The organism is Ruegeria sp. BH6 (assembly GCF_056538105.1).
This window is the reverse complement of the sequence record NZ_JBQFSR010000007.1, coordinates 93,006-119,209: the sequence shown is the minus strand read 5'-3', so window position 1 is coordinate 119,209 and position 26,204 is coordinate 93,006. Positions and strand designations below refer to the sequence as shown.

The following is a 26,204-nucleotide window of genomic DNA, read 5'->3' as shown; positions in this document are numbered from 1 at the left end:
CACGGTGGATCCAACATAACGTCCGCTTTGCGGGACATTCCCGACCTACGTAGCTCTCAGACCAACGACGGCTCTCGGGCGGTACAGCAAAAAATGAGTGTGGCGCCCTTGCGCAACGTTAGCCCAAAAGCGAGAGTAGCCTACACAAGGAAAGACCGATTTCGCGCGGTGTCACGACAGCGACTTGATGAGGAGAACCCAGTTTTCGGTCTCAGTCTCCCACCCATCTTTGGCGCATGGGGCTTTATCCAGCTCAGAGTATCCCTTTCGCTCGTATAGACGTCTCGCTCCCACGTTTTCATCGGCGACAATAACGCTCATTTTGTTGTATCCAGCGTCTCGGGCTATCTCGTCGGCGACATCGAGTAGTCTTGAACCAAGTCCTTGCCCCCGGTTCTCTGGGTAACAAGCCAGAACATTCACATACCAGCTGTCTAACGCTTTGTTTTCCAGCTCCTGCAAGGGGCGGAACAACGCTGGGAAGTCATCTCCAATTTCTTCTGGTTCTGATCCGATCCCATAGCCCGTGAGCCCAGCAACTGCCCCGTTTCCATAGTCAATTACAACTACTTGCCTTTCTCGTGCCTTTTCGGCCTGTCGCGCGCGACCGACGGCCCAAGGATCCTCGCCATCTTGTGACAGCCCGGTCCAGATATGGAGCGGCAGGCCTTCACCTGCAAAATTCACTAAGTCCGCAAGTGCATGGGCATCGGTTTCAACGGCCAATCTCAAAGGCTTTTCAAGTGGTATCACGTCTCGTACTCCAAAGAATTCAAAGCATCATAGACATCTCATGCCAAGTCATTCCTCCATGGTCGGAAGTCGATGGCTGCAAATAGCTGTATCCAAATCGCTCATACAGTGGGACGTGATGCTCTTTGCACATAAGGAAGATCGCCGATTTACCCACTTTTCTCATGCGGTCGACGAATTCAGTCATCAATGCCCGCGATAGGCCCCTTCCCTGATGGGCTGGATCAACGACGACAGACATAATGACGGCATTCGGAGCGTCGGGATCATGCCGCACAAGCTCCTTAAATTCCTCATCAGACATTTCGACGTCATGGGCACATCCGCAATTGATAAAGCCAACGATCTCGCCTTGTACTTCAAGAATGAGGAAACCATCGGGATATTCCTCAATCCTCTTGGATATCTTTTTGAGGGTTGCTGCGTCGTCGCCTTCATAGGCAGCAGTTTCGATCTCAAAGCATCGAGTTGCGTCGGAAGGTTTGGCGTTTCTGAACGTGCTCATGCACGTGACACTAAGCGCGTCGGGGCAAGTTGCATAGCCGCCATTGGTTGGGCCCGCAGCATTCGGTACTTTGGGCTCACAGCGGATAATCCCTGCTCCGTCAAAAACGTTCGGTTCGTTAGGGATGCGTAGGTTTGTGTGCTAAAGGCCAGACCTGACTGATACCCAATTTTCTTGGCTATCGGGACGTCGCCAAAAACGTTCCCGGATGCATAATTATATCGAAATGCTGCATCCCCTTTTTCAGATCGAAATTGACCGCATGCCCGGCTTTGCGCAGCAATTCGGCATAATCTCGGCTCTGGCGGACGAATTCGGGGGTATCCCGTTCCGCCACAGTCACATGGTAACGCGGGCCAGGGGCGGGTAGGTGCAGGATAGGGGACAGATCATGTATCTCGACCGGGGTCAGTTGCAGCGGATCGTTTACGGACGTCAGGCTGATCGGCTCCAGATCATAGACACCGCTGATCAGGATCACCTCGCGCACGCGGAGCCCGGCGCGGGCCAGCGCATCGGCCGAGGTTGCCATGACCATAGCCGCCAATTGCGCCCCGGCGCTGTGGCCCGACAGGATGATCCGTGACGGATCGAAACCCAGATCAGGCGCATTTGCGGCCAGCCACAGCAGGGCGTCGCGGCATTCGTTGATCATGTCGCCAATCCGCGCCTCGGGGGCCAATGTGTAGTTCAGGGTCGCAAAGGACTGTTCGGCCTCAACCAGTGCCGGGGCCATCATTGCCGACTCGTTCTGACTCAGCGCCTGCCAGTAACCGCCGTGAATAAAGACGTGCAGTGGCGCGCCTGCCCCCTTCGCGGGAAAGAAATCCAGAACCTGAGCCCTACCGTCGCCGTAAGAGACATTCCCGATGACTTCCATCTGTGCCCGGTGCTGGGCGCTGAGCGCGGCGTAGCTGTCCAGATAAGGCGTCAGGTCGCCGCCGATCATCGACCGGGGCGAATATTCCTGCTCTAGCTCTTCCTGCGAAAACCCGCGGTACAGCATCGCTTACTCCTGCTCGGAATACATTAGTTCGGTGCGCATATCGTAAAGATCATGGAAGAACCGCAAATCCAAGGCTTTCCGCAAGAAGGATACACCGCTGGACCCGCCGGTGCCCGGCTGGTTGCCTATCACTCGTTCTACCGCGGTGACGTGATCGAAGCGCCAGCGTTGAAACAGAGACTCCACGTCCATCAGTTTCTCGGCTAGCGCATAAAGATCCCAGTACTTGTCCGTGTCGCGATACACCTGCACCCATATTTTAACCACGCGCGGATCACCGGAGTATGGCTGCGAATAGTCGCGATCCAGCAGGTCCTGCGGTACGTCAAATCCCTGCCGAGCCAACATGAACAGCACCTCGTCATACAAGGACGGCTTGGTCAGCGCAGCGTTCAGCAGTTCCATGACCTGCGGGTCATGCTCGTGGACTTTTAGGGTCGAGGCGTCCTTGTTGCCCAAAATGAATTCGATCTGGCGATAGCCATAGCTTTGAAAACCGGACGAACTGCCCAATGCCTCGCGAAAGGTCATGTAGTCCGCAGGGGTCATGGTCAGCAACGTCTCCCAGGCGGATATCAATTGCCGCTGGATGGCCTTGACCCGGTCGAGATTTTTCATCGCAGGGCCGAATTCATCCTGTTGCAGAAATCGGCGCACCTCGACCAGTTGGTGATGCATTAGTTTCAGCCACAGTTCGCTGACCTGATGAATGATGATGAACAGCATCTCATCTGGTTGCGCAGGGTCCTGAAAGGTTTTTTGCAGGTTCAGCAGGGTTTTGAGCTGCAGGAAATCGCCGTAACTCTTGCGATGGGTCTGTGCGAAATCGGTGACCAGAGTGTCCTCGATTCCGCGTTCCAGATACCGATCATCCTTATCGCCCATATGCTCCTCCAAACGACTGGGTTCACCCCTGTTTAGGGGCTGAACCCGCGCAGTACCAGAGCGTCAGGTCCAGTCCAGCACCACTTTGCCTGACCGGCCTGATTTCATCGCGGCAAATCCTTCGGCAAAATCGTCAACTTTCATCTCGTGCGTGATGACACGGCTGACATCCAGACCGTTCTGTAGCATGGCGATCATCTTGTACCAGGTCTCGAACATCTCGCGCCCGTAGACGCCTTTGATGGTGATGGCTTTAAACACGATGCGGGACCAGTCGACCGGGGATTTGCCGGGCGGAATACCCAGCAGAGCGATCTTGCCGCCCATCACCAGCGCCTCGACCATCTGATCCAGCGCGATTTGTGAGCCCGACATTTCCAGCCCTACATCGAACCCTTCTTTCATGCCTAGTTCTGCGATGACGTCTTGCAGGTCTTCTTTGGACACATCCACGGTGCGCACGGTCGGAACCACATGTTCCGCGAGCTTCAGGCGATCGGGGTTGATATCGGTGATCACCACATGGCGCGCGCCAGCATGGCGGGCGACAGCGGCAGCCATGATGCCGATGGGGCCTGCGCCGGTGATCAGAACATCCTCACCCAGCAGATCAAAGCTGAGCGCGGTGTGAACCGCATTGCCCAATGGATCGAGGATGGCGCCGATCTCATCCGGCACGTCCTCGGGCAGGGGCACCACGTTGAAGGCGGGCAGTTTCAGATATTGGGCAAAGGCCCCCTGTTCATTCACGCCAATCCCGCGCGTGCCCGGATCAAGGTGGAACTTTCCCGCCCGGCTTTGACGGCTGTCGGTGGTGATCAGGTGCCCCTCGCCCGAGCAGCGCTGACCGATCTCAAGACCTGTCACATTGCGCCCGATCTCGACGATCTCGCCCGCAAACTCGTGGCCGGTGATCATCGGAATCGGCACTGTGGCGGCGGCCCAGTCATCCCAGTTCCAGATATGGATGTCGGTGCCGCAGATGCCAGTCTTGTTGACACGGATCAGCACCTCTTCGGGGCTGATTTCGGGCACCGGGGCCTGGACCATCCACAGACCTTCCTCGGGCTTGGATTTCTCCAAAGCTTTCATTGTGTTGGGTCGCATCAGATCACTCCCAGTTCTTTGCCAACCTTGCCAAAGGCGGCCAATGCACGGTCCAGTTCGTCTTTCGTCAAGGCTGCATTCATCTGCGTTCTGATCCGCGCTTGTCCGCGCGGGACAACGGGGAAGAAGAAGCCCGAGACATAGACGCCCTCATCAAACAGACGCGACGCCATGTCCTGCGCCAATGTGGCCTCACCCAGCATCACCGGAATGATCGGATGTTCGCCGGGCAGCAGGTCAAAACCCAGCTTTTCCAGCCCAGCACGCCAGTATTTCGCGTTGCCGAATAACTGAGCGCGCAGCATTTCGCCTTCTTCTACCAGTCGGATGGCTTCCAATCCGGCGGCGACAATCGAGGGTGGCAGCGAGTTTGAGAACAAATAGGGCCGCGCCCGCTGCCGCAGCAGATCGATCACTGGTTGCGGCCCGGCGATATAACCGCCGATTGCCCCCCCAAGTGCCTTACCCAAAGTTCCCGTTAGAATGTCGACATCGACACCAAAATGATCCGGTGTGCCTGCGCCGTTCGGCCCCATAAAGCCGGTCGCGTGGCAGTCATCGACCATGACGATGGCATCATATTTATCGGCCAGCTCGCGAATTTTCGGCAGGTTGGCCAGGTAACCGTCCATCGAGAACACGCCATCGGTCGCGATCATGATGTGCCGCGCTCCGTCCTCGCGCGCCTGTTTCAGCCAGGCCTCAAGGTCGTTCATGTCGTTGTTCAGGTAGCGATAGCGTTTCGCCTTGCACAGCCGCACCCCGTCAATGATCGAGGCATGGTTCAGACTGTCCGAAATGATGGCGTCTTCTGGCCCTAACAAGGGCTCAAAGAGCCCGCCATTGGCATCGAAACAAGCCGCAAACAGGATCGCATCGTCCTTGTTCAGGAATTGCGCCAGCTTCTGTTCCAACTCGCGGTGAATGTCCTGGGTGCCGCAGATAAACCGGACCGAGGCCATGCCGAACCCTTTGGGCCGCATCGCGCCCTTGGCGGCGTCGATCAGCGCAGGGTGATCGGCCAGACCCAGATAATTGTTGGCGCACAGGTTGATCACCTGCTTGTCGCCCACAGTAATCTCACCGCCCTGAGGCGAGGTGATCATTCGTTCGCGTTTATACAGACCCTCAGATTCAATCTGCGCAAGGGTGTCCGTGATGTGGGACAGGAATGCATCGGCCATGGCGGTCTCCGGTTTATATGAGTCGCGTATCTAACATAACGGATATGGTTCCCAAATAGGGGAATTCAATATTACAGAAAAAAATCCACGATAACGGAACATGCGGAAAACCCTGAAAATTGCTTTCGACTCGGAGGCGTCTATTCCGGTTTTGCCACGTTGTCCTGAAACTGTTTGGTTGAATTTGTGTGCGGATAGGGTTCTTCGGGAATGTCGACGCCAAGGAATGTGCACAGTGGTTTCCATCCGCTTCCGGTTTCATAGACCAGCAATCGGTCCTTCGGGACAGTGTCGCGGACTTTTTTGATATGCTTCCGAAACACGCTGACGGCGTGATCCCGATCATCCATCCGGCCGTCGAAGATGCCATGAACGATAAACTTGCTGCACATCTCGGCAATCGCGTTTGCATGATCCGAGTCGTGCCGTCCGCGCATTGTGGTCATGAATGGTCCAATCGTGGCCCATATGCTGTCAAACCAGGCATCAGGGTCGCGCACGCTCAAAATGATTTTGGCATCTGGATAATGATCAGAAAGTTGGCGCCAGTATGCGGCGCCTGGCCAGTCGACTTGCGCGCGATAGCCGTGAAACATGGCATCCCAATCAGCTTGCTCGCCATGTGCGGCACGGTTCCAAGCAGGCAATTGTTCGGGATTGTCCCGCACTTCGAACATGTGGTGACAGGGTCCGAAATTCAGCTGTTCCAAAGCAAGCTTCAGCGAATTCGTCCCAGTGCGGCCGAATCCAGCGCCAATCACTTCCAAAGTCATTTTGGGTAACTCCAATTCGTGTAAATGCCATAAAATAGCACAACACACAGGTATCCCCCAAACTTCGCCCCGGTCGGGGTCAGGCGTTTTTCACAATCAGGAACACGCGCGCGGGACCGTTGGGCGATGCGATCGAGTGCAAGACGTCTGCCGCATACCGCGCTGTATCGCCTTGGTTCAACTCCATTGTGGCCGATCCCGATGTGACGCGAACCGACCCGTCCAAAACCGTCAATTGCTCTTGCGCGCCGCGCGTGTGGGGCTGGCTTTTCAATGCGCCGTCTTTGTCGAACTGAATGTCATAGACTTCATGCCCGCCCGCTTCTTCGGGGGGGGACAGGATGCGAATCCGGCAGTTTTGCCCCATATTGTCGATGCTTGGCACTTCAGAGTTTCGCAGCACTTCGATTTGGTTTGCGGTGCCGGTCTCCTCCAGCAGACCGGCGAAATCCACCTGCAAGGCCCGGGTCAGGTTCCACAGGGTTGAGATGGTAGGGCTGCTTTCCCCCCGTTCGATCTGACTAACCATTGAACGCGACACACCGCTGAGATTAGCCACGGCTTCAAGCGACAGGCCCTTGGCGCGACGTGCCTCTTTCAGGCGAGCGGGAAGGCGTGTCAGGATATCGTCTGTATTCTCCGTCATGACGGAATTTCATGCGCCTTGTATATGTGGTTGTCAATTCCATCCGTGACGGGACGTCCCATAGGACAGGGCGACGTGGTGTATGCATACTGCGCGCAAATGCACGAGGAGTGATCCATGACTGATATCGTAATTTTGGACGGTGCCCGCACCGCTATTGGAACCTTTGGCGGCGCGCTGGCTTCGACCGCTCCGATCGATCTGGCTACGGTTGTCACCGAAGCCGCGCTGGAACGCTCGGGTGTTGAAGGTGGTCAGATCGGGCATGTGGTGTTCGGCCACGTGATCAATACCGAGCCGCGGGACATGTACCTGTCGCGCGTTGCCGCGATGCAGGCGGGGATCCCAAATGGTACACCTGCGATGAACGTGAACCGGCTGTGCGGGTCGGGCGCGCAAGCGATTGTCTCGGCGATGCAGTCCCTGATGCTGGGGGATGCCGAGTTTGCCGTGGCCGGCGGGGCCGAGAGTATGTCGCGCAGCCCTTATATCGTGCCGCAGGCGCGCTGGGGTGCGAAGATGGGCGATGTCACCTCGTTGGATATGATGCTGGGCGCGCTGAATTGCCCGTTTGGCACCGGACATATGGGTGTGACGGCCGAAAACGTGGCAGACGAACACCAAATTACCCGCGAGCAGATGGATCAATTCGCCGTGACCAGTCAGACCCGCGCGGCAGCGGCGATTGAGGCGGGGTATTTCGACAGCCAGATCGCGCCCGTGCAGGTCAAGGTCAAGCGGGACATGGTTGATTTCAAGGTCGATGAACATCCCAAGGCCACCACTGCCGAGACCCTGGCCGGATTGCGACCGGTATTCCAGAAGGACGGGCGCGTGACGGCGGGCAATGCCTCGGGCATCAATGACGGGGCGGCGGCGATGGTATTGGCAACAGCGGACGCGGCCGAGAAAGCCGGGTTGAAGCCCAAGGCGCGCGTGCTGGGGTATGCCCATGCGGGTGTTCGCCCCGAGGTTATGGGCATTGGACCGGTTCCGGCGGTGCGGAACCTGATGGAAAAAACCGGCCTGTCGGTGGATAATTTCGATGTGATCGAAAGCAACGAGGCCTTCGCGGCGCAGGCTCTGGCTGTGAATCAGGAACTGGGATTGGACGCGTCGAAGGTTAACCCGAATGGTGGCGCGATTGCCTTGGGTCACCCGGTTGGGGCGACCGGCGCAATCATCACCATGAAAGCGCTGTATGAGCTGGAGCGCGTAGGTGGGGCCAAAGGTCTGGTGACTATGTGCATCGGTGGTGGGCAAGGTATTGCACTGGCTATCGAGCGGCTTTGATTTCGCACCGTGCAGGGGGGCTGTCTGCCCCCCCCATCGCGCGCAGGCGCGACCCCCCCCCGAAGGTATTATTGGCCAGAAGAAGCAGGCGGTCTGGCTCAGCTGAGCGCGTTGACAATCAGGACAAGCGCAGCACCGGCAGCGGCACCGATTGCGGCAGGTAGGGCCGCGGACCATAGGGATGACTTTTGCGGGTCGTCTTTTTGCGTCTGGGCGATCAGGGCATTTTCAACCAGACCCGGCAATCGTGGGCCAAAGCGGGCCAGAACCATGGCGGTTTTGCCGAAGTCCCGCAGCGCGGCGCGGGGACCGATGGATTGCTTTATGTAATCCTCGACCACGGGGCGGGCGGTTTCCCAAATGTTCATATGTGGGTCGAGCGAGCGTGCGACGCCTTCGACCACAACCATCGTACGCTGCAACAGGATCAGTTCGGTCCGGGTTTCCATGCCAAAGCGTTCGGTGACCTCGAACAGGTAGTTCAACAGGCGGCCCATTGAGATATGCGAGGCGTCCATGCCAAAGATCGGCTCGCCCACCGCTCGCAGCGCGCGGGCAAATTCGTCGACATCCTGATTGGCGGGGACGTAACCGGCCTCGAAATGCACCTCGGCCACTCGTTTATAGTCGCGGCGGATGAACCCGAACAGAATCTCGGCATAGACCCGGCGGGTGTATTCGTCGATGTGACCCATGATGCCGTAGTCATAGGCGATGATATCGCCATTTGCGGCGACCTTCAGGTTGCCCTGATGCATATCGGCGTGGAAATAGCCATCACGCAGGGCGTGCAGCAGGAACAGGTGCAGGACCCGCTCTGCCAGATCGCGGCGGTTGTGGCCCACCGCATCCAGTGCAGCATTGTCGCCCAGCGGTATACCATCCGCCCAGCTGAGCGTCATCACCCGGCGCGCGGACAGTGACCACACAACGGGGGGCAGCCAGAAACCGGCATCGTCCTTGGTATTGGCGGCATATTCCGAGGCAGCGGCGCTTTCCAATCGCAAGTCCAACTCACCCCGTACAACGCCGTCGAAATGTTCGATCACGTCCATTGGTCGCAGGCGGCGCGCGCCGGGGGCGAACAGGTCGACAATACGGGCGGCGAAATAGAACGCATCGACATCCTTGTGAAAGGCACGCTCGATCCCCGGGCGCAGCACTTTGACGGCGACATATTCGCCAGTGCTGACCAGCCGGGCCTTGTGAACCTGCGCAATCGACGCTGCGGCGATCGGTTCGCTGAATTCCTCAAAAACCTCATCGACAGACTGGCCGAGTTCCTTTTCCACCTCGGCCATGGCTTCGGCGCGGGAAAAGGGTGGCAGCTTGTCCTGCAACACACGCAATTGGGCGGCCAGTTCTTCGCCCACCACGTCGGGGCGGGTCGAGAGAATCTGACCGAATTTGATATAAGCCGGGCCAAGCGCCGTCAGCGCTCGGGTGGCGGGCGGCATATTGGGATCGCCCTTGTAACCCAGCCATTGAAACGGTTTGCCTAACGCATGCGCCAGAAATCGCAACGCGCGGGGGGCCTCAAAGGCGTCCAGCACTACGTTCATGGCGCCTGTGCGTTCAAAGGTGGCGCCTGTACGGATCAGGCGAATGATGTTGTGGGGGCCGCGCATAAATCAGATCTTCCAGCCGGAATGCAGCGCGGCGATGCCCATGCTGAGGTTGCGGTATTTGGCGTTTTCGAATCCAGCGGCACGAACCATGTCCAGAAAGGTTTCCTGATCGGGGAAATTGCGGATCGATTCGACCAGATATTGATAGCTGTCGTAATCATTGGCGATCAGCTTGCCCATGCGGGGAATGACGTTGAAGCTGTACAAGTCATAGAGCTTTTGCAGCCCTTCATTGGGCAACTGGCTGAATTCCAGCACCATCAGGCGGCCACCGGGCTTCAGAACTCGGAAGGCTTCATTCAACGCCTCTTGCGGGCGGGTCACGTTCCGGATGCCGAAGGAAATGGTGTAGACGTCAAACGTGTTGTCCTCGAACGGCAGGGCCATCGCATCGCCTACCACCCAGTTCAGGCTGTCGGACATCTGATCTGCCTCGGCGCGCTGGCGGCCTTCGACCAACATCGGCTCGGTCAGGTCCAGAACGGTGGCGTGGCCGTATCCCGCGCGTTTGAGAAAGCGGAAAGAGATATCGCCCGTTCCACCGGCCACATCCAGCAGACGTTGACCAGGGCGCGGGGCCAGCCAGTCCATCATCGCGTCTTTCCAGACCCGGTGGATGCCCATCGACATGACATCGTTCATCACGTCATATTTTGAGGCGACCGAGTTGAACACGCCCTGCACACGACCGGCCTTGTCGGCCTCGCGCACGGTTTCAAACCCAAAATGAGTGGTCTTGTCGCTGTTGTCGGACATAAGCCTTGCCGTTTGTCGAATTTCGTCTCTGTTATAGGGCTCTGGAACCGGGGCACAATGCGGCCCTTTGAATTAGGAGCCATCTAATGCCCGAATTGCCCGAGGTCGAGACAGTAAGACGCGGCCTGAGCCCCGCAATGGAGGGGGTCGTGATCGAACGGGCAGATGTGAATCGCCCCGATTTGCGCTGGCCGTTCCCGGACCGCATGGCCGAGCGGCTGACCGGGCAACGGGTGGATCAGCTGCGGCGGCGGTCGAAGTATATTCTGGCAGATCTCAGCAGCGGTGAAACTTTGTTGATCCATCTGGGTATGTCTGGGCGGATGACAGTATCGGGTGATCCGCTAGGGCAGTTCGTGCATGAGCATCCCATGCCCGAAAAACACGACCACGTGGTGTTTCACATGGCCAATGGCGCGCGTGTGACATTCAACGATCCGCGGCGCTTCGGCGCGATGGACCTGTTGCCCACGGCTACAGCCGAGGATCACAAGCTTTTATCCGTTCTGGGGCCAGAGCCGCTGGGCAATGATTTTCACGAACAGCACCTGATCGAAGCGCTCAAGGGCAAGAATACTCCTGTCAAATCTGCACTGTTGGATCAGGGAATCGTTGCCGGATTGGGCAATATCTATGTTTGCGAGGCCCTTTATCGCGCGGGTGTGTCGCCACGTCGCAAAGCAGGACAAATTTCTGCCGCCCGTGTCGGCGCGCTGGTTCCGATCATTCGGCGGGTACTGCAGGACGCGATCGACGCGGGTGGTTCATCCCTGCGCGATTTCCGCCAAGCCGATGGAGAACTTGGATATTTTCAACACAGCTTTGACGTTTACGGACGCGAAGGCGAACCCTGCAGAACCCAGGGATGCAGTGGGGAAATAAAGAGAATCACTCAGTCCGGTCGCTCATCCTTCTATTGTGCGCAATGCCAAAGATAACTTGATCCAGATAAATCGCGTGATAAGGAATCGTACTTGAACGGAACAACCGGAAGCTTACACCTCATGGCTTTTGAGACGATCATCGTCGAAATCGAAGACCACGTCGCCCTTATCAAGCTCGACAGACCCGATGCGCTGAATGCGCTGAATTCGCAGCTGGCGCAGGAACTGTGCATCGCATTGGAAGACGCGGATACCAACGACAAGGTGCGCTGCATCGTCATTACCGGTTCGGACAAGGCGTTCGCGGCCGGCGCGGACATCAAGGAAATGTCCGAGATGAGCTTTGTTGATGTCTACAGCTCAAATCTGTTTGGTGCTCTGAATGACCGTGTTTGCGCGATCCGCAAGCCGATCATTGCAGCCGTTGCTGGCTATGCGCTGGGCGGTGGGTGCGAGTTGGCCATGCTTTGCGATTTCATCATTGCTGCGGATACCGCCAAGTTCGGCCAGCCCGAAATCAATCTGGGCGTCATTGCAGGACTGGGTGGTTCGCAGCGCCTGACGCGTTTCGTTGGGAAGTCCAAATCGATGGACATGAACCTGACCGGCCGCTTCATGGATGCCGAAGAGGCCGAGCGTTCGGGTCTTGTCAGCCGGGTCGTACCGGCCAAGAAACTGATGGAAGAGGCGATGGGCGCCGCCCAGAAGATCGCTGAGAAATCGCAGCTGAGTGCAATGGCGGCGAAAGAAGCTGTGAACCGCAGCTATGAGTTGCCTCTCAGCGAAGGGATGCTGTTTGAACGTCGCGTGTTCCACTCGATGTTTGCGACAGAAGACCAGAAAGAAGGCATGGCGGCCTTCCTGGAAAAACGCGCGGCTCAGTTCCGCGACAAGTGAAGCGCGTAAGCGACCGAAACAGGCGGGCTTGGCCCGCCTTTTTTCATGACTGCTATGCGGCGCAAAAGAATCGGCTTGGCAAATCCTGCAAACTTGGGTAACTAGCGCCGCTATACATGCGCGTGCGGCCCGCTTGGCCCGACTCACACTCGTGATTCTGATCCGGTGCGGATAGTCCGTGACGCGCAACCATTGATAACCGTACCGAATGAAGGTCAGAAACACATGGCAAACTCGCCTCAGGCTAAAAAGCGCGCTCGTCAGAACGAAAAGCGTTTTGCTATCAACAAAGCACGTCGCTCGCGTATCCGTACTTATCTGCGCAAGGTCGAAGAAGCGATTGCTTCTGGTGACAAGGACGCAGCAACCGCAGCTCTGCGTGCCGCTCAGCCCGAACTGATGCGTGGCGTCACCAAAGGCGTCTTTCACAAGAACACCGCTTCGCGGAAAATGTCGCGCCTGTCGGCACGCGTGAAAGCACTGGGCTAATCGCTCAGGTTGACCTTGCGTCAACAAAACAAGGTTGAATTGTTCTCAAAGGCGTCACAATGCGTGGCGCCTTTTTGTTGCTGTTGCCGGAAAGTCGCGCCTTCACAAAACCGAGAGATTCTTTCTGCAAAAGACCCGAGTCAATATCAGAGTTTCGTTGCCGTACGCCTTGGCCTCTTGCTACCACTGTTACAGCGATTCACTCGCTTGGGGGGACAGGCTGTTTCGGCGATCTGACTGACGGGCATCAGGACGGTCACGAAACGAATGTTGGCAATCGGTCACGGCTGATTTGCTGATCTGCTAAAGGTCTTGGGGTAACCGAAGATCTGAGCCCTGTCTAAAAATTTGATTGCGAAGCGCAACCCGGTTACGGGGCGCCCGGATTATGGGTGCCTGATTGCTGGGCTGTGCAAACTTTCGGGACAGTCCCGCCAATCCCATGTGGTTTGGCGATGGGTATCCTATTGCGGTGAATGCTTAAGAACCGGGCAACCGGGCCAGATCAATAAGGCCGACAGGCCAATAAAGAATGGGATGCGTGAGGCGCTTGATGACACAAGAGAAATGGGGACAACTGCGTAACAAACTGCTCAAGGCGATCGGCAAGAACAACTATACCACCTGGATCGAGCCTCTTGAATTCCAAGAGCTGCAGGATGGCGTGGCCACGTTCTCGGTTCCGACCAACTTCATGGGCAATTATGTTAGTCAAAACTTTGCGGACTTGATTCTGTACGAGATGAACACCGCAGGGGAATCGGTCCAGCGCCTGGCGTTTCGCGTCGCAGCCAATTCGCCGGTGCGTCCGTCGGGTGATGTAGAACCTGCGCCGTCTGTTGTTCAGGACACGACTCAGCCGCAGTCCCTGTCACAGCGGGCCGAACCCGCGAATGATGCGCTCGAATCCCTTCAGGCTGCACCGCTGGACGCCCGTTTCACCTTTGACAGTTTTGTGGTGGGCAAACCCAACGAGCTGGCCCATGCCGCCGCGCGCCGTGTTTCTGAGGGCGGCCCCGTCACGTTCAACCCGTTGGTTCTGTATGGCGGCGTTGGTTTGGGTAAAACCCACCTGATGCACGCCATCGCGTGGGAGCTGAAAACCAAACGCCCCGAACTGAACGTGCTGTACCTGTCGGCGGAACAGTTCATGTATCGCTTTGTACAGGCGCTGCGCGAACGTCGGATGATGGACTTCAAACATCTGTTCCGTTCCGTCGATGTGCTGATGGTGGATGACGTGCAGTTCATCGCAGGCAAGGATTCAACTCAAGAAGAGTTCTTTCACACGTTCAACGCGCTGGTTGATCAGAACAAGCAGATCATCATTTCGGCTGACCGCGCGCCGGGCGAGATCAAGGATCTAGAAGATCGCGTGAAGTCGCGCCTGCAATGCGGTCTGGTCGTCGACCTGCACCCCACCGATTACGAACTGCGCCTGGGCATCTTGCAGAACAAGGTGCAGCAATACAGCAGCACCTATCCCGATCTGACCATCGCCGATGGCGTGCTGGAGTTTCTGGCCCACCGTATCTCGACCAACGTGCGCGTGCTGGAGGGTGCCCTGACCCGTCTGTTCGCCTTCGCCTCGCTGGTGGGACGCGAGATCGACATGGAGCTGACGCAGGACTGTCTGGCTGACGTGCTGCGCGCGTCCGAGCGCAAAATTACTGTCGAAGAGATTCAGCGCAAAGTGTCGGACTATTACAACATCCGTCTGTCCGACATCATCGGCCCCAAGCGCCTGCGGTCTTATGCCCGTCCGCGACAGGTGGCGATGTATCTGTGCAAGCAGTTGACCAGCCGATCCCTGCCCGAGATCGGGCGTCGCTTTGGTGGTCGCGATCACACCACCGTCATGCACGGTGTCAAACGCATTGAAGAATTGAAAGTCACCGACGGCCAGATCGCCGAAGATGTGGAAATGCTGCGCCGTTCGCTGGAAGCCTAAGGGTCATCCTATCATTCAAGAAACGCCCCGGACCCTCACGCCCGGGGCGTTTTCTTGTGCGCTTAAATCCACGGTTGAATAGGAACTGTGCCCGCCCGGCCACGCGCCCCTTGACCCTTTGGCCGTTCCGACCCAGAAAACCATAAAAAATCCTTGTGCCTCAGGGTGGAACCGCTAACGTGCCAGTCCCGCCTGTTTTCGGCACGCAAGTCAGAGGAATTGAGGGTATGAAGATCAGCATCGAACGCGGCACCCTTCTTAAGGCCGTTTCGCAGGCCCAATCTGTTGTAGAGCGCCGGAACACCATTCCCATCCTTGCCAACGTGCTGATCGAGGCCGAAGGCGATCAAGCCATGTTCCGTGCCACCGATCTGGATATCGAGGTGGTGGATAAAGCCCCGGCGCAGGTCGAAAAGGCAGGGGCCACAACCGTTGCAGCGACGACCCTGCACGAGATCGTGCGCAAACTGCCGGATGGGGCACTGGTGACGCTGACCTCTGACAGTGCGGCGGGCCGCCTGACGGTTGAAGCAGGCCGGTCGAATTTCTCGCTGGCAACGCTGCCGAAAGAGGATTTCCCGGTGATGGCGTCCTCGGAATATCAGTCGAACTTTACGGCTTCGGCAGCACTGTTGCGACGGCTGTTCGACAAATCGAAATTCGCCATCTCGACCGAAGAGACCCGGTACTACCTGAATGGTGTCTACATGCATGTGGCTGACGGGTCCGAAGGCGGCAAGGTGCTGCGCTGTGTGGCCACCGATGGCCACCGTCTGGCTCGCATTGATGCAGATTTGCCGGATGGTGCCGCAGACATGCCGGGCGTGATCGTGCCGCGCAAAACCGTGGGTGAGCTGCGCAAGCTGCTGGACGATGATGAGATGGATATCGCCGTCTCGGTCAGCGAAACCAAGGTGCGTTTCGCAACGCCCGATATCACACTGACCTCAAAAGTGATCGACGGCACCTTCCCCGACTACACCCGCGTGATTCCGCAGGGCAATACGCGTCAGCTGGAAGTGGACGCTGCTGAATTCGCGCAGGCCGTGGATCGGGTTGCTACCGTTTCGTCGGAACGCTCACGCGCTGTGAAACTGCAACTGGATGCGGACAAGCTGGTTCTGTCGGTCAACGCCCCCGATAGTGGTGCGGCTGAAGAAGAACTGGCCGTGGCCTATGGCGACGAACGGCTCGAGATCGGCTTCAACGCCAAATACCTGCTTGAGATCGCCAGCCAGGTGGATCGTGAAAACGCCGTGTTCCTGTTCAACTCGGCCGGTGATCCGACCCTGATGCGGGAAGGCAATGATCTAAGCGCAGTCTATGTTGTCATGCCGATGCGCGTCTGATCGACCCCGCGGGGTGTTTTTTAACGAAAGGGATGGGTCATGAGTTTGGCCCTGACCGAACTTACGGTCTCGCATTTCCGGTCCCACAAGCTGGCGCGGTTGTCCTTTGACGGGCGGCCGGTGGCGATACATGGGCCGAACGGGGCGGGCAAAACCAACATTCTTGAGGCAGTGTCGCTATTTTCCCCCGGTCGCGGAATGCGCCGGGCCAGCGCGGCTGAGATGACCCGGCGACCCGAAGCGCTGGGCTGGAAACTTTCCGGCCTGTTGCAAGCACAGGGCCGGAATTACGAGATCGAGACCTGGTCCGAAAGTGGCGCGGCGCGGCAGGTTCGGATCGATGGCAAAGCGTCCAATCAGATAGATCTGGGTAAACTGGCGCGGGTGGTTTGGCTGATCCCCTCGATGGACCGGCTGTGGATCGAAGGGGCTGAGGGGCGGCGCCGCTTTCTGGATCGGATTGCGCTGAGTTTCGACCCCGCCCATGCCGAGGCCTCGCTGACCTATGAAAAATCCATGCGCGAGCGCAACCGCCTGCTGAAAGAGCAGGTGCGCGATGCCCATTGGTATGCAGCGCTCGAAGGGCAGATGGCCGAGACCGGCCATAGAATTCACTCCGCGCGGCTGGCCGCGTTGGAACATCTGCGAAGGGCGCAGGAACAGGCGGAAACGGCGTTTCCGTCCGCTGATCTGGAATTGGTGCAAACCGAAGGCGCGATGCCCGAGGCAGCTGAGGATTTGCGCGAGGCCTTGAATGAAAGCCGTTTCCGCGATTTGGCGGCAGGGCGCACATTGGTCGGGCCGCATCGGTCGGACCTGTATGGTGTGTTTGCCGCCAAAGGTGTGCCAGCCAAAGATTGCTCGACCGGAGAGCAAAAGGCGCTGTTGGTGTCGCTGATCCTGTCAAACGCGCGGGCGCTGGCCGGGATGGTTGGCGCGCCTCCGATCGTGTTGCTGGATGAGGTGGCCGCCCATCTGGATGCGGGGCGGCGGGCGGCGCTGTATGATGAGATTTGCGCGCTGGGCGCCCAGGCCTGGATGACGGGCACCGGGCCTGAGCTGTTTGCGGAACTGGGCGACCGGGCCCAGACGTTGATCGTGAGTGATGGCCTTGAGGGCTCGGTCGTTTCCGCTTAGGCGGGTTCGCTGACTTTGCGTTCCCACAGGAAGCCACGCATGACCTCGTCAACCGGCGTTTGTGCCATGTGGTTGACGTAGTTCGACATGGTTTTCTGCGCCAGACCCAGCACCACGTCCAATACAGCGCGGTGCGAGTAGCCTGCATCAAAGAAGGCCTGCAGCTGTTCCTCGGACGGGTTGCCCCGGGTTTCCATCATTTGCAGGGTGAACGTGCGTAACGCCTCAAGCTTGGCATTGGGCAGCGGGGTTTCGTTGCGCAGGGCCTCGGTGATCTCGTCCGAGACCTTCATCATCTTGGCAATGCCGGTATGCGCTGGCACGCAGTAATGGCATTCGTTTTCCACGTTGATGGTCTGCCAGACGACGGTTTTTTCGTCATTGTCGAAATCTGTCTGCACGAACAGATGGTGTAGCACCTGATAGCCTTCCAAATGCTGGGGGCTTTCGGCCATCACTTTGTGCAAACCGGGCAGGCGGCCAAACGCGGCCTGAGATTTTTCCAGCAATGGTTTGGAACCTTCAGGGGCGGATTCGAGGTCGTGTGAAGGGAAGTTGGCCATTTGGGAATTCCTTTTTTCTGGCGGCTGAGTCCGAAATAGCCTTTCTTGAGCGTTCGCTCAAGTATATATTTGAGCAACCGTTCAAGAATTGGTGAAGATGATGCCCCGCAAACCTGCCTATGACCGAGATACCCTGATCGCACAGGCCCGAGATATATTCTGGCGTCACGGTTGGGCCGGAACATCGTTGAAGGACCTAGAGCGTGAGTTGAAGTTGAAGCCAGGCAGCTTTTATGCGGCGTTTGGTTCGAAAGATGCGCTTTATGCGCTGGCAATGGAACGCTATGCGCAGGATGGCGTCGCCAATATGATGGCCTTGGCGCAGCATCTGGGCCCCTTAGAGGCGCTCAAGGCCCAGCCGCGACTGGTGGTCGAGGCGTCTGTGTTGCCTACCAAGGCTTGCATGTTGTCCAAAACCTATGCCGAATTGCAGGCGCGCGGCCATGAATTGGCAGGCCAGGCCCGCACCCACATGATCGCAATGAAGACCTGTTTTGCAGACCTGTTTCAACGCGCGCAAAAGGCCGGTGAGATCGGTTCGGAACATGACCCGGAGCGTCTTGCCGCGCGGTATCAATCCGACCTTCTGGGCCTGCGATTGTCGGCCGAGCGGGATGATGTGAACGCAGCGGAAATTGCCGCAGATATCGCGGCCGACCTTGATCGGCTTTGATCCGCAAATCAAGGTCATCCAAACCACAAAATCTTGGGGGAGCGCGTGACATTCCCCACCAGAAAACGTATAAGTTACCAAAATAATATAGGTACTGACTGAATGTCCGACGACGCACAGGCACCCCAGGAATACGGTGCTGATTCCATTAAAGTTCTCAAAGGCTTAGAGGCGGTTCGCAAACGTCCGGGCATGTATATCGGCGACACGGACGATGGCTCGGGTTTGCACCACATGGTCTATGAGGTTGTCGACAATGGTATTGACGAGGCGTTGGCCGGTCATGCTGACCATGTGACAGTGAAAATTCACGCCGATTCCAGCGTTTCGGTCAGCGACAACGGGCGTGGTATTCCGGTGGATATTCACCCCGAAGAAGGTGTCTCGGCGGCTGAGGTCATCATGACGCAGCTGCACGCGGGCGGTAAGTTCGACAGCAACTCGTACAAGGTGTCGGGCGGTCTGCACGGTGTGGGCGTTTCGGTTGTGAATGCCCTGTCCAATTGGCTGGAACTGCGTGTCTGGCGAAATGGCAAAGAGCATGTCGCCCGGTTCGAAGGCGGCGAAACGGTCGAGCACCTGAAAGTAGTCGAGGAGTGTGGCGACCGCACCGGAACTGAGGTGCGGTTCCTGGCCTCGACCGACACGTTCTCGAATCTGGAATACTCGTTTGAAACGCTGGAAAAACGCCTGCGCGAGCTGGCCTTCCTGAACTCGGGCGTGCGCATCATCCTGATCGACGAGCGCCCGGCGGAACGGTTGGAAACCGAGCTGTTCTATGAGGGTGGCGTTAAGGAGTTCGTCAAGTATCTGGACCGCTCGAAATCGGCGGCGATGCCAGAGCCCATTTATATCAAAGGCGAACGCGACGATATCGGCGTGGAAATCGCTATGTGGTGGAATGACAGCTATCACGAGACGGTCCTGCCCTTCACCAACAACATCCCGCAGCGCGATGGCGGCACCCATGTTGCCGGTTTCCGGGGTGCGTTGACCCGCACGATCAACAACTATGCGCAATCCAGCGGGATCGCGAAAAAGGAAAAGGTCAGCTTTACCGGCGATGACGCGCGCGAAGGTCTGACCTGTGTGTTGTCCGTCAAAGTGCCCGATCCGAAGTTCTCGTCCCAGACCAAAGACAAGCTGGTGTCGTCCGAGGTGCGCCCAGCGGTTGAAGGTCTGATGAACGAAAAGCTGGCAGAGTGGTTCGAAGAGAACCCGAACGAGGCCAAGACCATTGTCGGCAAAATCATCGAGGCTGCTCTGGCGCGTGAGGCCGCGCGCAAGGCACGCGAACTGACCCGCCGCAAAACGGCGATGGACGTGAATTACCTAGCCGGCAAGCTGAAGGACTGCTCCGAGAAGGACCCATCAAAGACCGAAGTTTTCCTGGTCGAGGGGGACTCGGCTGGCGGATCAGCTCAAACGGGTCGGGATCGTCTGACCCAAGCGGTGTTGCCGTTGCGCGGGAAAATCCTGAACGTGGAACGGGCGCGGTTTGACCGGATGCTGTCTTCGCAGGAGATTGGCAACCTTGTCATGGCGCTGGGCACCGGTATTGGCCGCGATGAGTTCAACATCGAAAAGCTGCGCTACCACAAGATCGTCATCATGACCGATGCGGATGTTGACGGCGCGCATATCCGGACGCTGCTGCTGACCTTCTTCTATCGGCAGATGCCGGAACTGATCGAAGGCGGATACCTCTATATTGCGCAGCCGCCGCTTTACAAAGTTTCACGCGGTAAATCAGAGGTTTACCTGAAGGATCAAGCTGCATTGGATGACTACTTGATCAATCAGGGCGTTGAAGGGGCCGTGCTGAAACTGGGCTCGGGTGAAGAGATCATCGGTCAGGACCTGACTCGCGTCGTGGACGAGGCGCGTCAATTGAAACGCGTATTGGACGCATTCCCGACCCATTATCCGCGCCACATTCTGGAACAGGCCGCCGTTGCCGGTGCCTTTGTGCCGGGTGCTGTGGATGCTGACCTGCAGGGTGTGGCCGACAAAGTTGCCGCCCGTTTGGACCTGATTGCGCTGGAATACGAACGCGGCTGGCAAGGTCGGATCACGCAGGATCACGGCATCCGTCTGGCCCGTATCTTGCGCGGTGTTGAAGAGGTCCGCACGCTGGACGGCCCCATGCTGCGCTCGGGCGAGGCCCGCAAAACCGGCAGCTTTACCCAAAGCCTGCAAGAGATCTACAACACCCCCGCCACCCTCATTCGTCGCGACCGTAGCCAGATGATCCACGGCCCGCTGGACTTGTTGCGCGCCATTCTGGAAGAGGGTGAAAAGGGTCTATCGCTGCAACGCTACAAAGGGTTGGGAGAGATGAACCCCGACCAGCTATGGGAAACCACGCTGGACCCGGACGCACGGACTCTGCTGCAGGTGCGGGTGGACGATATGGTCGAGGCAGATGACCTGTTCACCAAGCTGATGGGCGACGTGGTGGAGCCGCGTCGTGAATTCATCCAACAAAACGCGCTGAGCGTCGAGAATCTGGATTTCTAAGTCTCTGTAGGTTTGCGCATAGCACTTCGCACACCCTATAAGTTTGCGTAGTTTGCCCATAGTTTTGCGCTCCGCGCTTGTCCGCCTTAGCGATGAATTCAATCAGTTTTGACGTAGTCGTTGCGTTTATGGCGCTTTGCGGGGCTCAACCCCGCAAAGGGTCTCCCTAATGCTGCGCGTTCAACGAAGGTCAGCTTGACGAGGCAAAGCGCCAAAACGTTTGCCAGACGAAATTTGAACATAGGCGCGAAGCCATCCTCATGCTAATTTTAGAGAGGATTTGTAGGGCGGGAAGCTGTTGGATCGCCAGCACACAAAAGAGATTGACCGTGTCTTAAGCGGGTTCGATACAGGGAGAGACCGGCTTGTCGCGGACAGCTGGCAGCGCTGTGTTGAAACCTATGGTATGGATCCCTCACGGCAGGAACCCGCGCATATCCTGCCTGACACCAAATTCCGTGAACATCTGGAGCAATCCGAACGTCTGATCGCAACAGCGCGCTCGGGGCTGCAATCGTTGTTTGCGCAGGTTGCAGGGCAGAACTACGTCCTGCTGCTTGCGGATGCGGATGGCGTCTGCGTCGATTTCTTTGGCGACCGGAACTTTGAGGACGAACTCAGAACTGCCGGTCTTCATCTGGGATTCAAGTGGACGGAAGAGTTGGCAGGAACGAACGGGGTAGGGTCGTGCATCGTTACAGGTCAGCCGGTGACGATCCATCAGGGGGATCATTTTTCGATCACGCATACGCCGCTGTCTTGTACGGCAGCGCCTATTTTCGATACCAAAGGTGGTCTTGCGGCTGTTCTGGATGTTTCGTTGTTGCGTGGCCCTTCGCCTAAGGCGTCGCAGAATCTGGCCATGACATTGGTGACGAATTCCGCCCGTCGCGTCGAGATGGCAAACCTGATGGCATCGACCCGGCGCGATTGGGTCCTGCGCTTTTCAGCAAGCCCCGAATTTCTTGAGGTCGATCCTGAAGCGGCGGTTGCAGTGGACGGAAGCGGCAAGATCATTGGTATGACCTCGGGGGCCCGACGCGCACTGGACCCGGACGGTTCGGGCCACCTGATCGGGTCGCAATTGCAGGACTGGCTTGAAATCAGTGTTGATGACATGCCGGAGTTCATGCGCGGCAGACCGTCCGAAGACCGCGTTCTACACCTCAAGGACGGGCGCGCGCTCTATGGTCATGCCGTTGCGCCACAGACGTCGCAGATGACGGCGGCCCTGCGCAAGCGAGAACAGGTTCTGCCCGGAGCCCTTGGCAGTTTTGCGGGGCCGGATGCGGACCTTCAGCAGCTTTTGAACAATGCTGCACGTCTTGCACCGACCAGCCTGCCGCTTTTGCTGACTGGTGAAAGCGGCACGGGCAAGACCAAACTGGCGCGTGCGATCCACATGGCCGATCCTGCGAGACAGGATTTCCACACAGTGATCTGCTGCGATACCGAGACATTCGATTTCTGCCAAACCATCGACCCCGGCACGCTGTTCCTGCGCGGTGTTGAAGACCTGAGCGAGCCTGCACAGGCCTCTCTTTTAGCAGTGCTTGAGCGGCGGGCTGATCTGAGGATCATTGCCTCATGTCGGCAGCCCCCGGCGGGATTGCAGGGCGGTCTGCGTGAAGATCTGCTGCACCGGATTGCGGGGGCCACATTTTCTCTGCCGCCTTTGCGTCACCGAGCGGATCTGGATTGGCTAATTGATCGCCTGCTTCGACGGTTTGCAAGCCAGGATATTCACCTGTCGACAGTCGCGCGCGCCGATCTGAAATCACGACTATGGAGCGGCAATATTCGTGAACTGGAACATCTGCTGCACAGCGCGGTCGCCCTGTGTCAGGACAACATCATCGACTTGACGGATTTGCCAGCCCCGGCGCTCGCCCCTGCGCAAAAGCTGGACTCAGATGATTTGGAAGCACTGCTGCGTGCTTGCGATTGGAACATGTCTCAAGTGGCGCGACGCCTTGGCGTGAACCGGTCGACAATCCTGCGCCGTGTGCGAAAGGCCGGGCTTATTCCACCTGCATAAACGCACATTCCTTCGTGTTGCGCCCTTGTTGCGCGCGCAACAAGTCTTGGTGTTTTTGGCCTAGGTCAAGCGTTGAGCCGCCAAATCGACTTGCCCGAAGGGACGCGGATTTGCCAGCCTTTTGCTCCGTGGAGATAGGGAGGATGACATGCTCGACACAACACTCTCGGATCAGGTGCAGGGGTTCCTGGATGACTTCGGTGCGGCTTTGTCCCAAGGCGATATCGATGCCGCCTGCGATATGTTCCAGGACGATTGCTATTGGCGCGATCTGGTCAGCTTTACCTGGAATATCAAAACGGTCGAAGGCAAGGCGCAGGTGGCAGATATGCTCGCGCATCAGTTGGCCACAACCAAGCCGAGCGGTTGGAAAATAGCCGAAGGTGAAGTGCCCACTGAAGACGGCGGAATAACCACCGCATGGATCGAGTTCGAAACCGAAGTGGCACGCGGCTATGGGTTAATCCGCCTCAAGGATGGCAAGATATGGACCTTGCTGACCACGATGGTCGAGCTGAAAGGTCATGAAGAGCCCAAAGGGTTCAACCGCCCACTTGGGGCCAAGCATGGTGCGGGTAAACACAGGACCACATGGGCGGAAGAACGGGCTCAAGAAGAGGCTGAACTGGGCTACAAAACACAGCCCTACTGCGTCATCATCGGCGGTGGTCAGGGTGGGATCGCCATGGGTGCGCGGCTGCGACAGCTCGGCGTCCCGACGATCATCGTTGAACGGAATGACCGGCCTGGCGACAGTTGGCGCAATCGCTACAAATCCCTCTGCCTGCATGATCCGGTCTGGTATGACCATCTGCCTTATATCAAGTTCCCGGAAAACTGGCCCGTGTTCTCGCCCAAGGACAAGATCGGCGACTGGCTTGAGATGTACACCAAAGTGATGGAGCTGAATTATTGGACGCGCACGACGGCCAAATCCGCCACCTTCGATGAAGACAAGGGCGAATGGACCATCACGGTGGACCGGGATGGCGAAGAGGTGGTGTTGCGGCCCAAGCAGCTGATCATGGCGACGGGTATGTCCGGCAAGAAACGCATGCCTGATTTTCCGGGTATGGATGTTTTCAAGGGTGAGCAGGCACATTCCTCGGAACACGACGGGCCGGCCAGATGGGCAGGCAAGAAGGTTGTCGTGGTGGGGTCCAACAACTCGGCCCATGACATCTGCGCCGCGCTTTGGGAAAACGATGCCGATGTGACAATGGTGCAGCGGTCCTCAACCCATATTGTCCGCTCGGACACCCTCATGGAAATCGGACTGGGCGATCTTTATTCTGAACGTGCGGTGCGGTCTGGCATGACGACCGAAAAGGCCGATCTGATCTTTGCATCACTGCCTTATCGCATTCTGCATGAATTCCAGATTCCGGCCTATGCCGCGATGAAAGAGCAGGACAAAGAGTTTTATGACGGTCTGGAAAAGGCCGGGTTCTGGCTGGATTGGGGCGATGACGAAAGCGGGCTGTTCATGAAATACCTGCGCCGCGGATCAGGCTATTACATCGACATTGGGGCCAGCCAGTTGATCATTGATGGTGAGATCAAGCTGAAACGCGGTCAGGTCACTGCGCTTGATGAAACTGGAGTTATCCTTGACGACGGAACGCATCTGGATGCCGATCTGGTTGTCTATGCGACCGGGTATAATTCGATGAACGGCTGGGTTGCTGACCTGATGGGTCAGGACATGGCGGATCGGCTTGGGAAGTGTTGGGGTCTGGGCTCTGACACAACCAAGGACCCGGGGCCTTGGGAAGGCGAGCAACGCAATATGTGGAAGCCGACACAGCTTCCAAACCTCTGGATGCATGGTGGAAACCTGCATCAGTCCCGACATTATTCACAGTTCCTGTCGCTGCAAATAAAGGCCCGGATGGAGGGTGTACCAACGCCGGTCTACGGCATGCAAGAAGTGCATCACCTCAGTTAAAGCATGTGCCGCGACCGAGAAGCAGACTTTGCAAATTTGTACGGATGGCCCAAAAAGTACTATGATTTGGTAAGTCATTTACGCCGCGTTTCTGAGATATTTCTCCCAAGTGCTCCATCCACGGGCTGCGTTCTGCTTTTAGGCAACACAATATGTCTGTTTGCAAGATCGCGCGTTGGATGAAGGCTTTTGAAACCTTGTTTCAATTGCCTGGAGAGTCGATTGTGTCCAACATTCAGGCGACCAAAGGATTGAATGCAATGCTCTGCAGGATTGGTGATGTTGAGGTTTGGCGAATTCTTGAAATTCATGCCCCGTTCATGAAGCCAGAAGAGTTGTTTCCAACCGCCGGACCAGATGTCAAAGCTGCTATTGAAAGCCTTGCTCCAGGCAGCATCGACCACAACTCGGGACGACTAATTTTACCCATACAAGGTTTCCTTCTGAAAACGCCCTCACATAACATTTTGGTGGATAGCTGTGTCGGCAATGATAAGACCAATCTAAATCACCAAGCTTGGCACCAACGATCAGACGACCGGTTTATAGCAGCATTGAAAGCGGCTGACCTCGGCACCGACGAAATTGACTACGTGCTGTGCACCCATCTTCACGTAGACCATATCGGTTGGAATACGCAGCTAAAAGATGGTCGTTGGGTGCCTACGTTTCCAAACGCACGCTACCTTTTGCCCAAAGACGATGAAGAAACTCAGCGTTTGCAGAACAGTATTACCTACGTCGAAAGCGTCTTGCCTGTAGTGGAAGCTGGTCAGGTGGAACTGGTGGAGGCAGGGCACAAGTTGGGCGACCATGTGACTTTGTTCCCTACGCCAGGACATACGCCGGGCCATGTTTCTGTACTCGTGAAGAGCAGGGGTGATGAGGCGTTGATTACTGGCGATGCGCTTCATACGACCGCGCAATGTAAACATCCCGACTGGCATTTCAAATTCGATTCTGACGCCGAATTGGCTGTGAAGTCGCGTAGATTGCTGCTTGAGCATTGCTCGGAAACCAGTTGCTTGGTCTTGGGGTCTCACTTCGCGTTGCCCTCAATAGGGCATGTGAAAGCCGATAACGACAGTTTTCGTTGGGACGAATGAGATTTGGCGTCCCGTAGTCGATGATGCCAGAAAGCAGAGATATTCATTAACGAGCCCTGAGCGAACAATGTCCCTGCCGGTTGGAGTGAGGAGCCGCATCAACTATCGTCGAA

General features: G+C 57.2%; 23 protein-coding genes. 12 read left to right on the top strand and 11 right to left on the bottom strand.

What is annotated here, in order from left to right:
- Positions 1-171: 171 nt before the first annotated feature.
- From ACR0B8_RS15065 to ACR0B8_RS15030, 8 genes are all read right to left on the bottom strand, one after another.
- Complete coding sequence (locus ACR0B8_RS15065; protein ID WP_170350199.1) at positions 172-753, bottom strand: GNAT family N-acetyltransferase; 582 nt, start codon at positions 751-753, stop codon at positions 172-174.
- A gap of 19 nt (positions 754-772) precedes the next feature.
- Positions 773-1,258 carry a GNAT family N-acetyltransferase gene (locus tag ACR0B8_RS15060; RefSeq protein WP_170361903.1) on the bottom strand — a complete coding sequence of 162 codons (486 nt, stop codon included), beginning with the start codon at positions 1,256-1,258 and terminating at the stop codon, positions 773-775.
- A gap of 178 nt (positions 1,259-1,436) precedes the next feature.
- Positions 1,437-2,264, bottom strand: a complete 828-nt coding sequence (locus ACR0B8_RS15055) for an alpha/beta hydrolase (protein WP_170361904.1) — start codon at positions 2,262-2,264, stop codon at positions 1,437-1,439.
- 3 nt (positions 2,265-2,267) lie between these two features.
- Positions 2,268-3,149 (bottom strand): tryptophan 2,3-dioxygenase, encoded by an 882-nt coding sequence (locus tag ACR0B8_RS15050; RefSeq protein WP_170361905.1) that lies wholly within the window; start codon positions 3,147-3,149, stop codon positions 2,268-2,270.
- Positions 3,150-3,212: 63 nt separating this feature from the next.
- Complete coding sequence (tdh, locus tag ACR0B8_RS15045; RefSeq protein WP_170351947.1) at positions 3,213-4,241, bottom strand: L-threonine 3-dehydrogenase; 1,029 nt, start codon at positions 4,239-4,241, stop codon at positions 3,213-3,215.
- Between the two features lie 14 nt (positions 4,242-4,255).
- Positions 4,256-5,440, bottom strand: a complete 1,185-nt coding sequence (locus ACR0B8_RS15040) for a glycine C-acetyltransferase (RefSeq protein ID WP_170351920.1) — start codon at positions 5,438-5,440, stop codon at positions 4,256-4,258.
- Positions 5,441-5,580: 140 nt separating this feature from the next.
- Positions 5,581-6,213, bottom strand: coding sequence for a sulfotransferase family protein (locus tag ACR0B8_RS15035; RefSeq protein ID WP_480658893.1), 633 nt, complete (start codon positions 6,211-6,213; stop codon positions 5,581-5,583).
- Between the two features lie 79 nt (positions 6,214-6,292).
- Positions 6,293-6,859, bottom strand: coding sequence for a helix-turn-helix domain-containing protein (locus ACR0B8_RS15030; RefSeq protein ID WP_170351922.1), 567 nt, complete (start codon positions 6,857-6,859; stop codon positions 6,293-6,295).
- Positions 6,860-6,976: 117 nt separating this feature from the next.
- Here ACR0B8_RS15030 and ACR0B8_RS15025 point away from each other — a divergent pair, with 117 nt between their 5' ends.
- Positions 6,977-8,152, top strand: coding sequence for an acetyl-CoA C-acyltransferase family protein (locus ACR0B8_RS15025; protein ID WP_480658895.1), 1,176 nt, complete (start codon positions 6,977-6,979; stop codon positions 8,150-8,152).
- A gap of 98 nt (positions 8,153-8,250) precedes the next feature.
- Here ACR0B8_RS15025 and ubiB read toward each other — a convergent pair whose 3' ends face one another.
- Positions 8,251-9,780 carry a 2-polyprenylphenol 6-hydroxylase gene (ubiB, locus tag ACR0B8_RS15020; RefSeq protein WP_480658897.1) on the bottom strand — a complete coding sequence of 510 codons (1,530 nt, stop codon included), beginning with the start codon at positions 9,778-9,780 and terminating at the stop codon, positions 8,251-8,253.
- 3 nt (positions 9,781-9,783) lie between these two features.
- Positions 9,784-10,536: a bifunctional demethylmenaquinone methyltransferase/2-methoxy-6-polyprenyl-1,4-benzoquinol methylase UbiE gene (gene ubiE, locus ACR0B8_RS15015; RefSeq protein WP_480658899.1), complete on the bottom strand. Its 753-nt coding sequence runs from the start codon at positions 10,534-10,536 to the stop codon at positions 9,784-9,786.
- An 86-nt stretch (positions 10,537-10,622) separates the two neighbouring features.
- Here ubiE and mutM point away from each other — a divergent pair, with 86 nt between their 5' ends.
- The 6 genes from mutM to recF all read left to right on the top strand — a co-directional run bounded on the left by mutM (position 10,623) and on the right by recF (position 17,243).
- Positions 10,623-11,474 carry a bifunctional DNA-formamidopyrimidine glycosylase/DNA-(apurinic or apyrimidinic site) lyase gene (mutM, locus tag ACR0B8_RS15010; RefSeq protein ID WP_170361911.1) on the top strand — a complete coding sequence of 284 codons (852 nt, stop codon included), beginning with the start codon at positions 10,623-10,625 and terminating at the stop codon, positions 11,472-11,474.
- A gap of 66 nt (positions 11,475-11,540) precedes the next feature.
- On the top strand, positions 11,541-12,317 hold the full coding sequence (locus tag ACR0B8_RS15005) for an enoyl-CoA hydratase (RefSeq protein WP_170361912.1): 777 nt from the start codon (positions 11,541-11,543) through the stop codon (positions 12,315-12,317).
- Between the two features lie 225 nt (positions 12,318-12,542).
- A complete protein-coding gene (gene rpsT / locus ACR0B8_RS15000) occupies positions 12,543-12,806 on the top strand; it encodes a 30S ribosomal protein S20 (RefSeq protein ID WP_170351928.1) in 264 nt (87 codons plus the stop codon).
- A gap of 553 nt (positions 12,807-13,359) precedes the next feature.
- Positions 13,360-14,757, top strand: a complete 1,398-nt coding sequence (gene dnaA / locus ACR0B8_RS14995; RefSeq protein ID WP_170361913.1) for a chromosomal replication initiator protein DnaA — start codon at positions 13,360-13,362, stop codon at positions 14,755-14,757.
- Positions 14,758-14,984: 227 nt separating this feature from the next.
- Complete coding sequence (gene dnaN / locus ACR0B8_RS14990) at positions 14,985-16,106, top strand: DNA polymerase III subunit beta (protein ID WP_170361914.1); 1,122 nt, start codon at positions 14,985-14,987, stop codon at positions 16,104-16,106.
- Positions 16,107-16,145: 39 nt separating this feature from the next.
- Positions 16,146-17,243, top strand: a complete 1,098-nt coding sequence (recF, locus tag ACR0B8_RS14985; RefSeq protein WP_170361915.1) for a DNA replication/repair protein RecF — start codon at positions 16,146-16,148, stop codon at positions 17,241-17,243.
- Here recF and ACR0B8_RS14980 read toward each other — a convergent pair.
- A complete protein-coding gene (locus ACR0B8_RS14980) occupies positions 17,240-17,806 on the bottom strand; it encodes a carboxymuconolactone decarboxylase family protein (RefSeq protein WP_170351932.1) in 567 nt (188 codons plus the stop codon). The genes recF and ACR0B8_RS14980 overlap by 4 nt on opposite strands.
- 100 nt (positions 17,807-17,906) lie before the next feature.
- On the opposite strand from ACR0B8_RS14980, the gene ACR0B8_RS14975 reads away from it, so the two are divergent.
- The 5 genes from ACR0B8_RS14975 (at position 17,907) to ACR0B8_RS14955 (ending at position 26,091) form a co-directional block, all read left to right on the top strand.
- Positions 17,907-18,479 carry a TetR/AcrR family transcriptional regulator gene (locus tag ACR0B8_RS14975; protein WP_226689712.1) on the top strand — a complete coding sequence of 191 codons (573 nt, stop codon included), beginning with the start codon at positions 17,907-17,909 and terminating at the stop codon, positions 18,477-18,479.
- Between the two features lie 102 nt (positions 18,480-18,581).
- The gene (gyrB, locus tag ACR0B8_RS14970) at positions 18,582-20,999 is read left to right on the top strand and encodes a DNA topoisomerase (ATP-hydrolyzing) subunit B (RefSeq protein ID WP_170351934.1); all 2,418 of its coding nucleotides are present in this window, start codon (positions 18,582-18,584) and stop codon (positions 20,997-20,999) included.
- Between the two features lie 295 nt (positions 21,000-21,294).
- The gene (locus ACR0B8_RS14965) at positions 21,295-23,037 is read left to right on the top strand and encodes a sigma-54-dependent Fis family transcriptional regulator (protein WP_226689758.1); all 1,743 of its coding nucleotides are present in this window, start codon (positions 21,295-21,297) and stop codon (positions 23,035-23,037) included.
- Positions 23,038-23,185: 148 nt separating this feature from the next.
- A complete protein-coding gene (locus ACR0B8_RS14960) occupies positions 23,186-24,985 on the top strand; it encodes an NAD(P)/FAD-dependent oxidoreductase (RefSeq protein ID WP_226689713.1) in 1,800 nt (599 codons plus the stop codon).
- 179 nt (positions 24,986-25,164) lie between these two features.
- On the top strand, positions 25,165-26,091 hold the full coding sequence (locus ACR0B8_RS14955; protein WP_226689714.1) for an MBL fold metallo-hydrolase: 927 nt from the start codon (positions 25,165-25,167) through the stop codon (positions 26,089-26,091).
- The last annotated feature ends 113 nt before the right edge of the window (positions 26,092-26,204 follow it).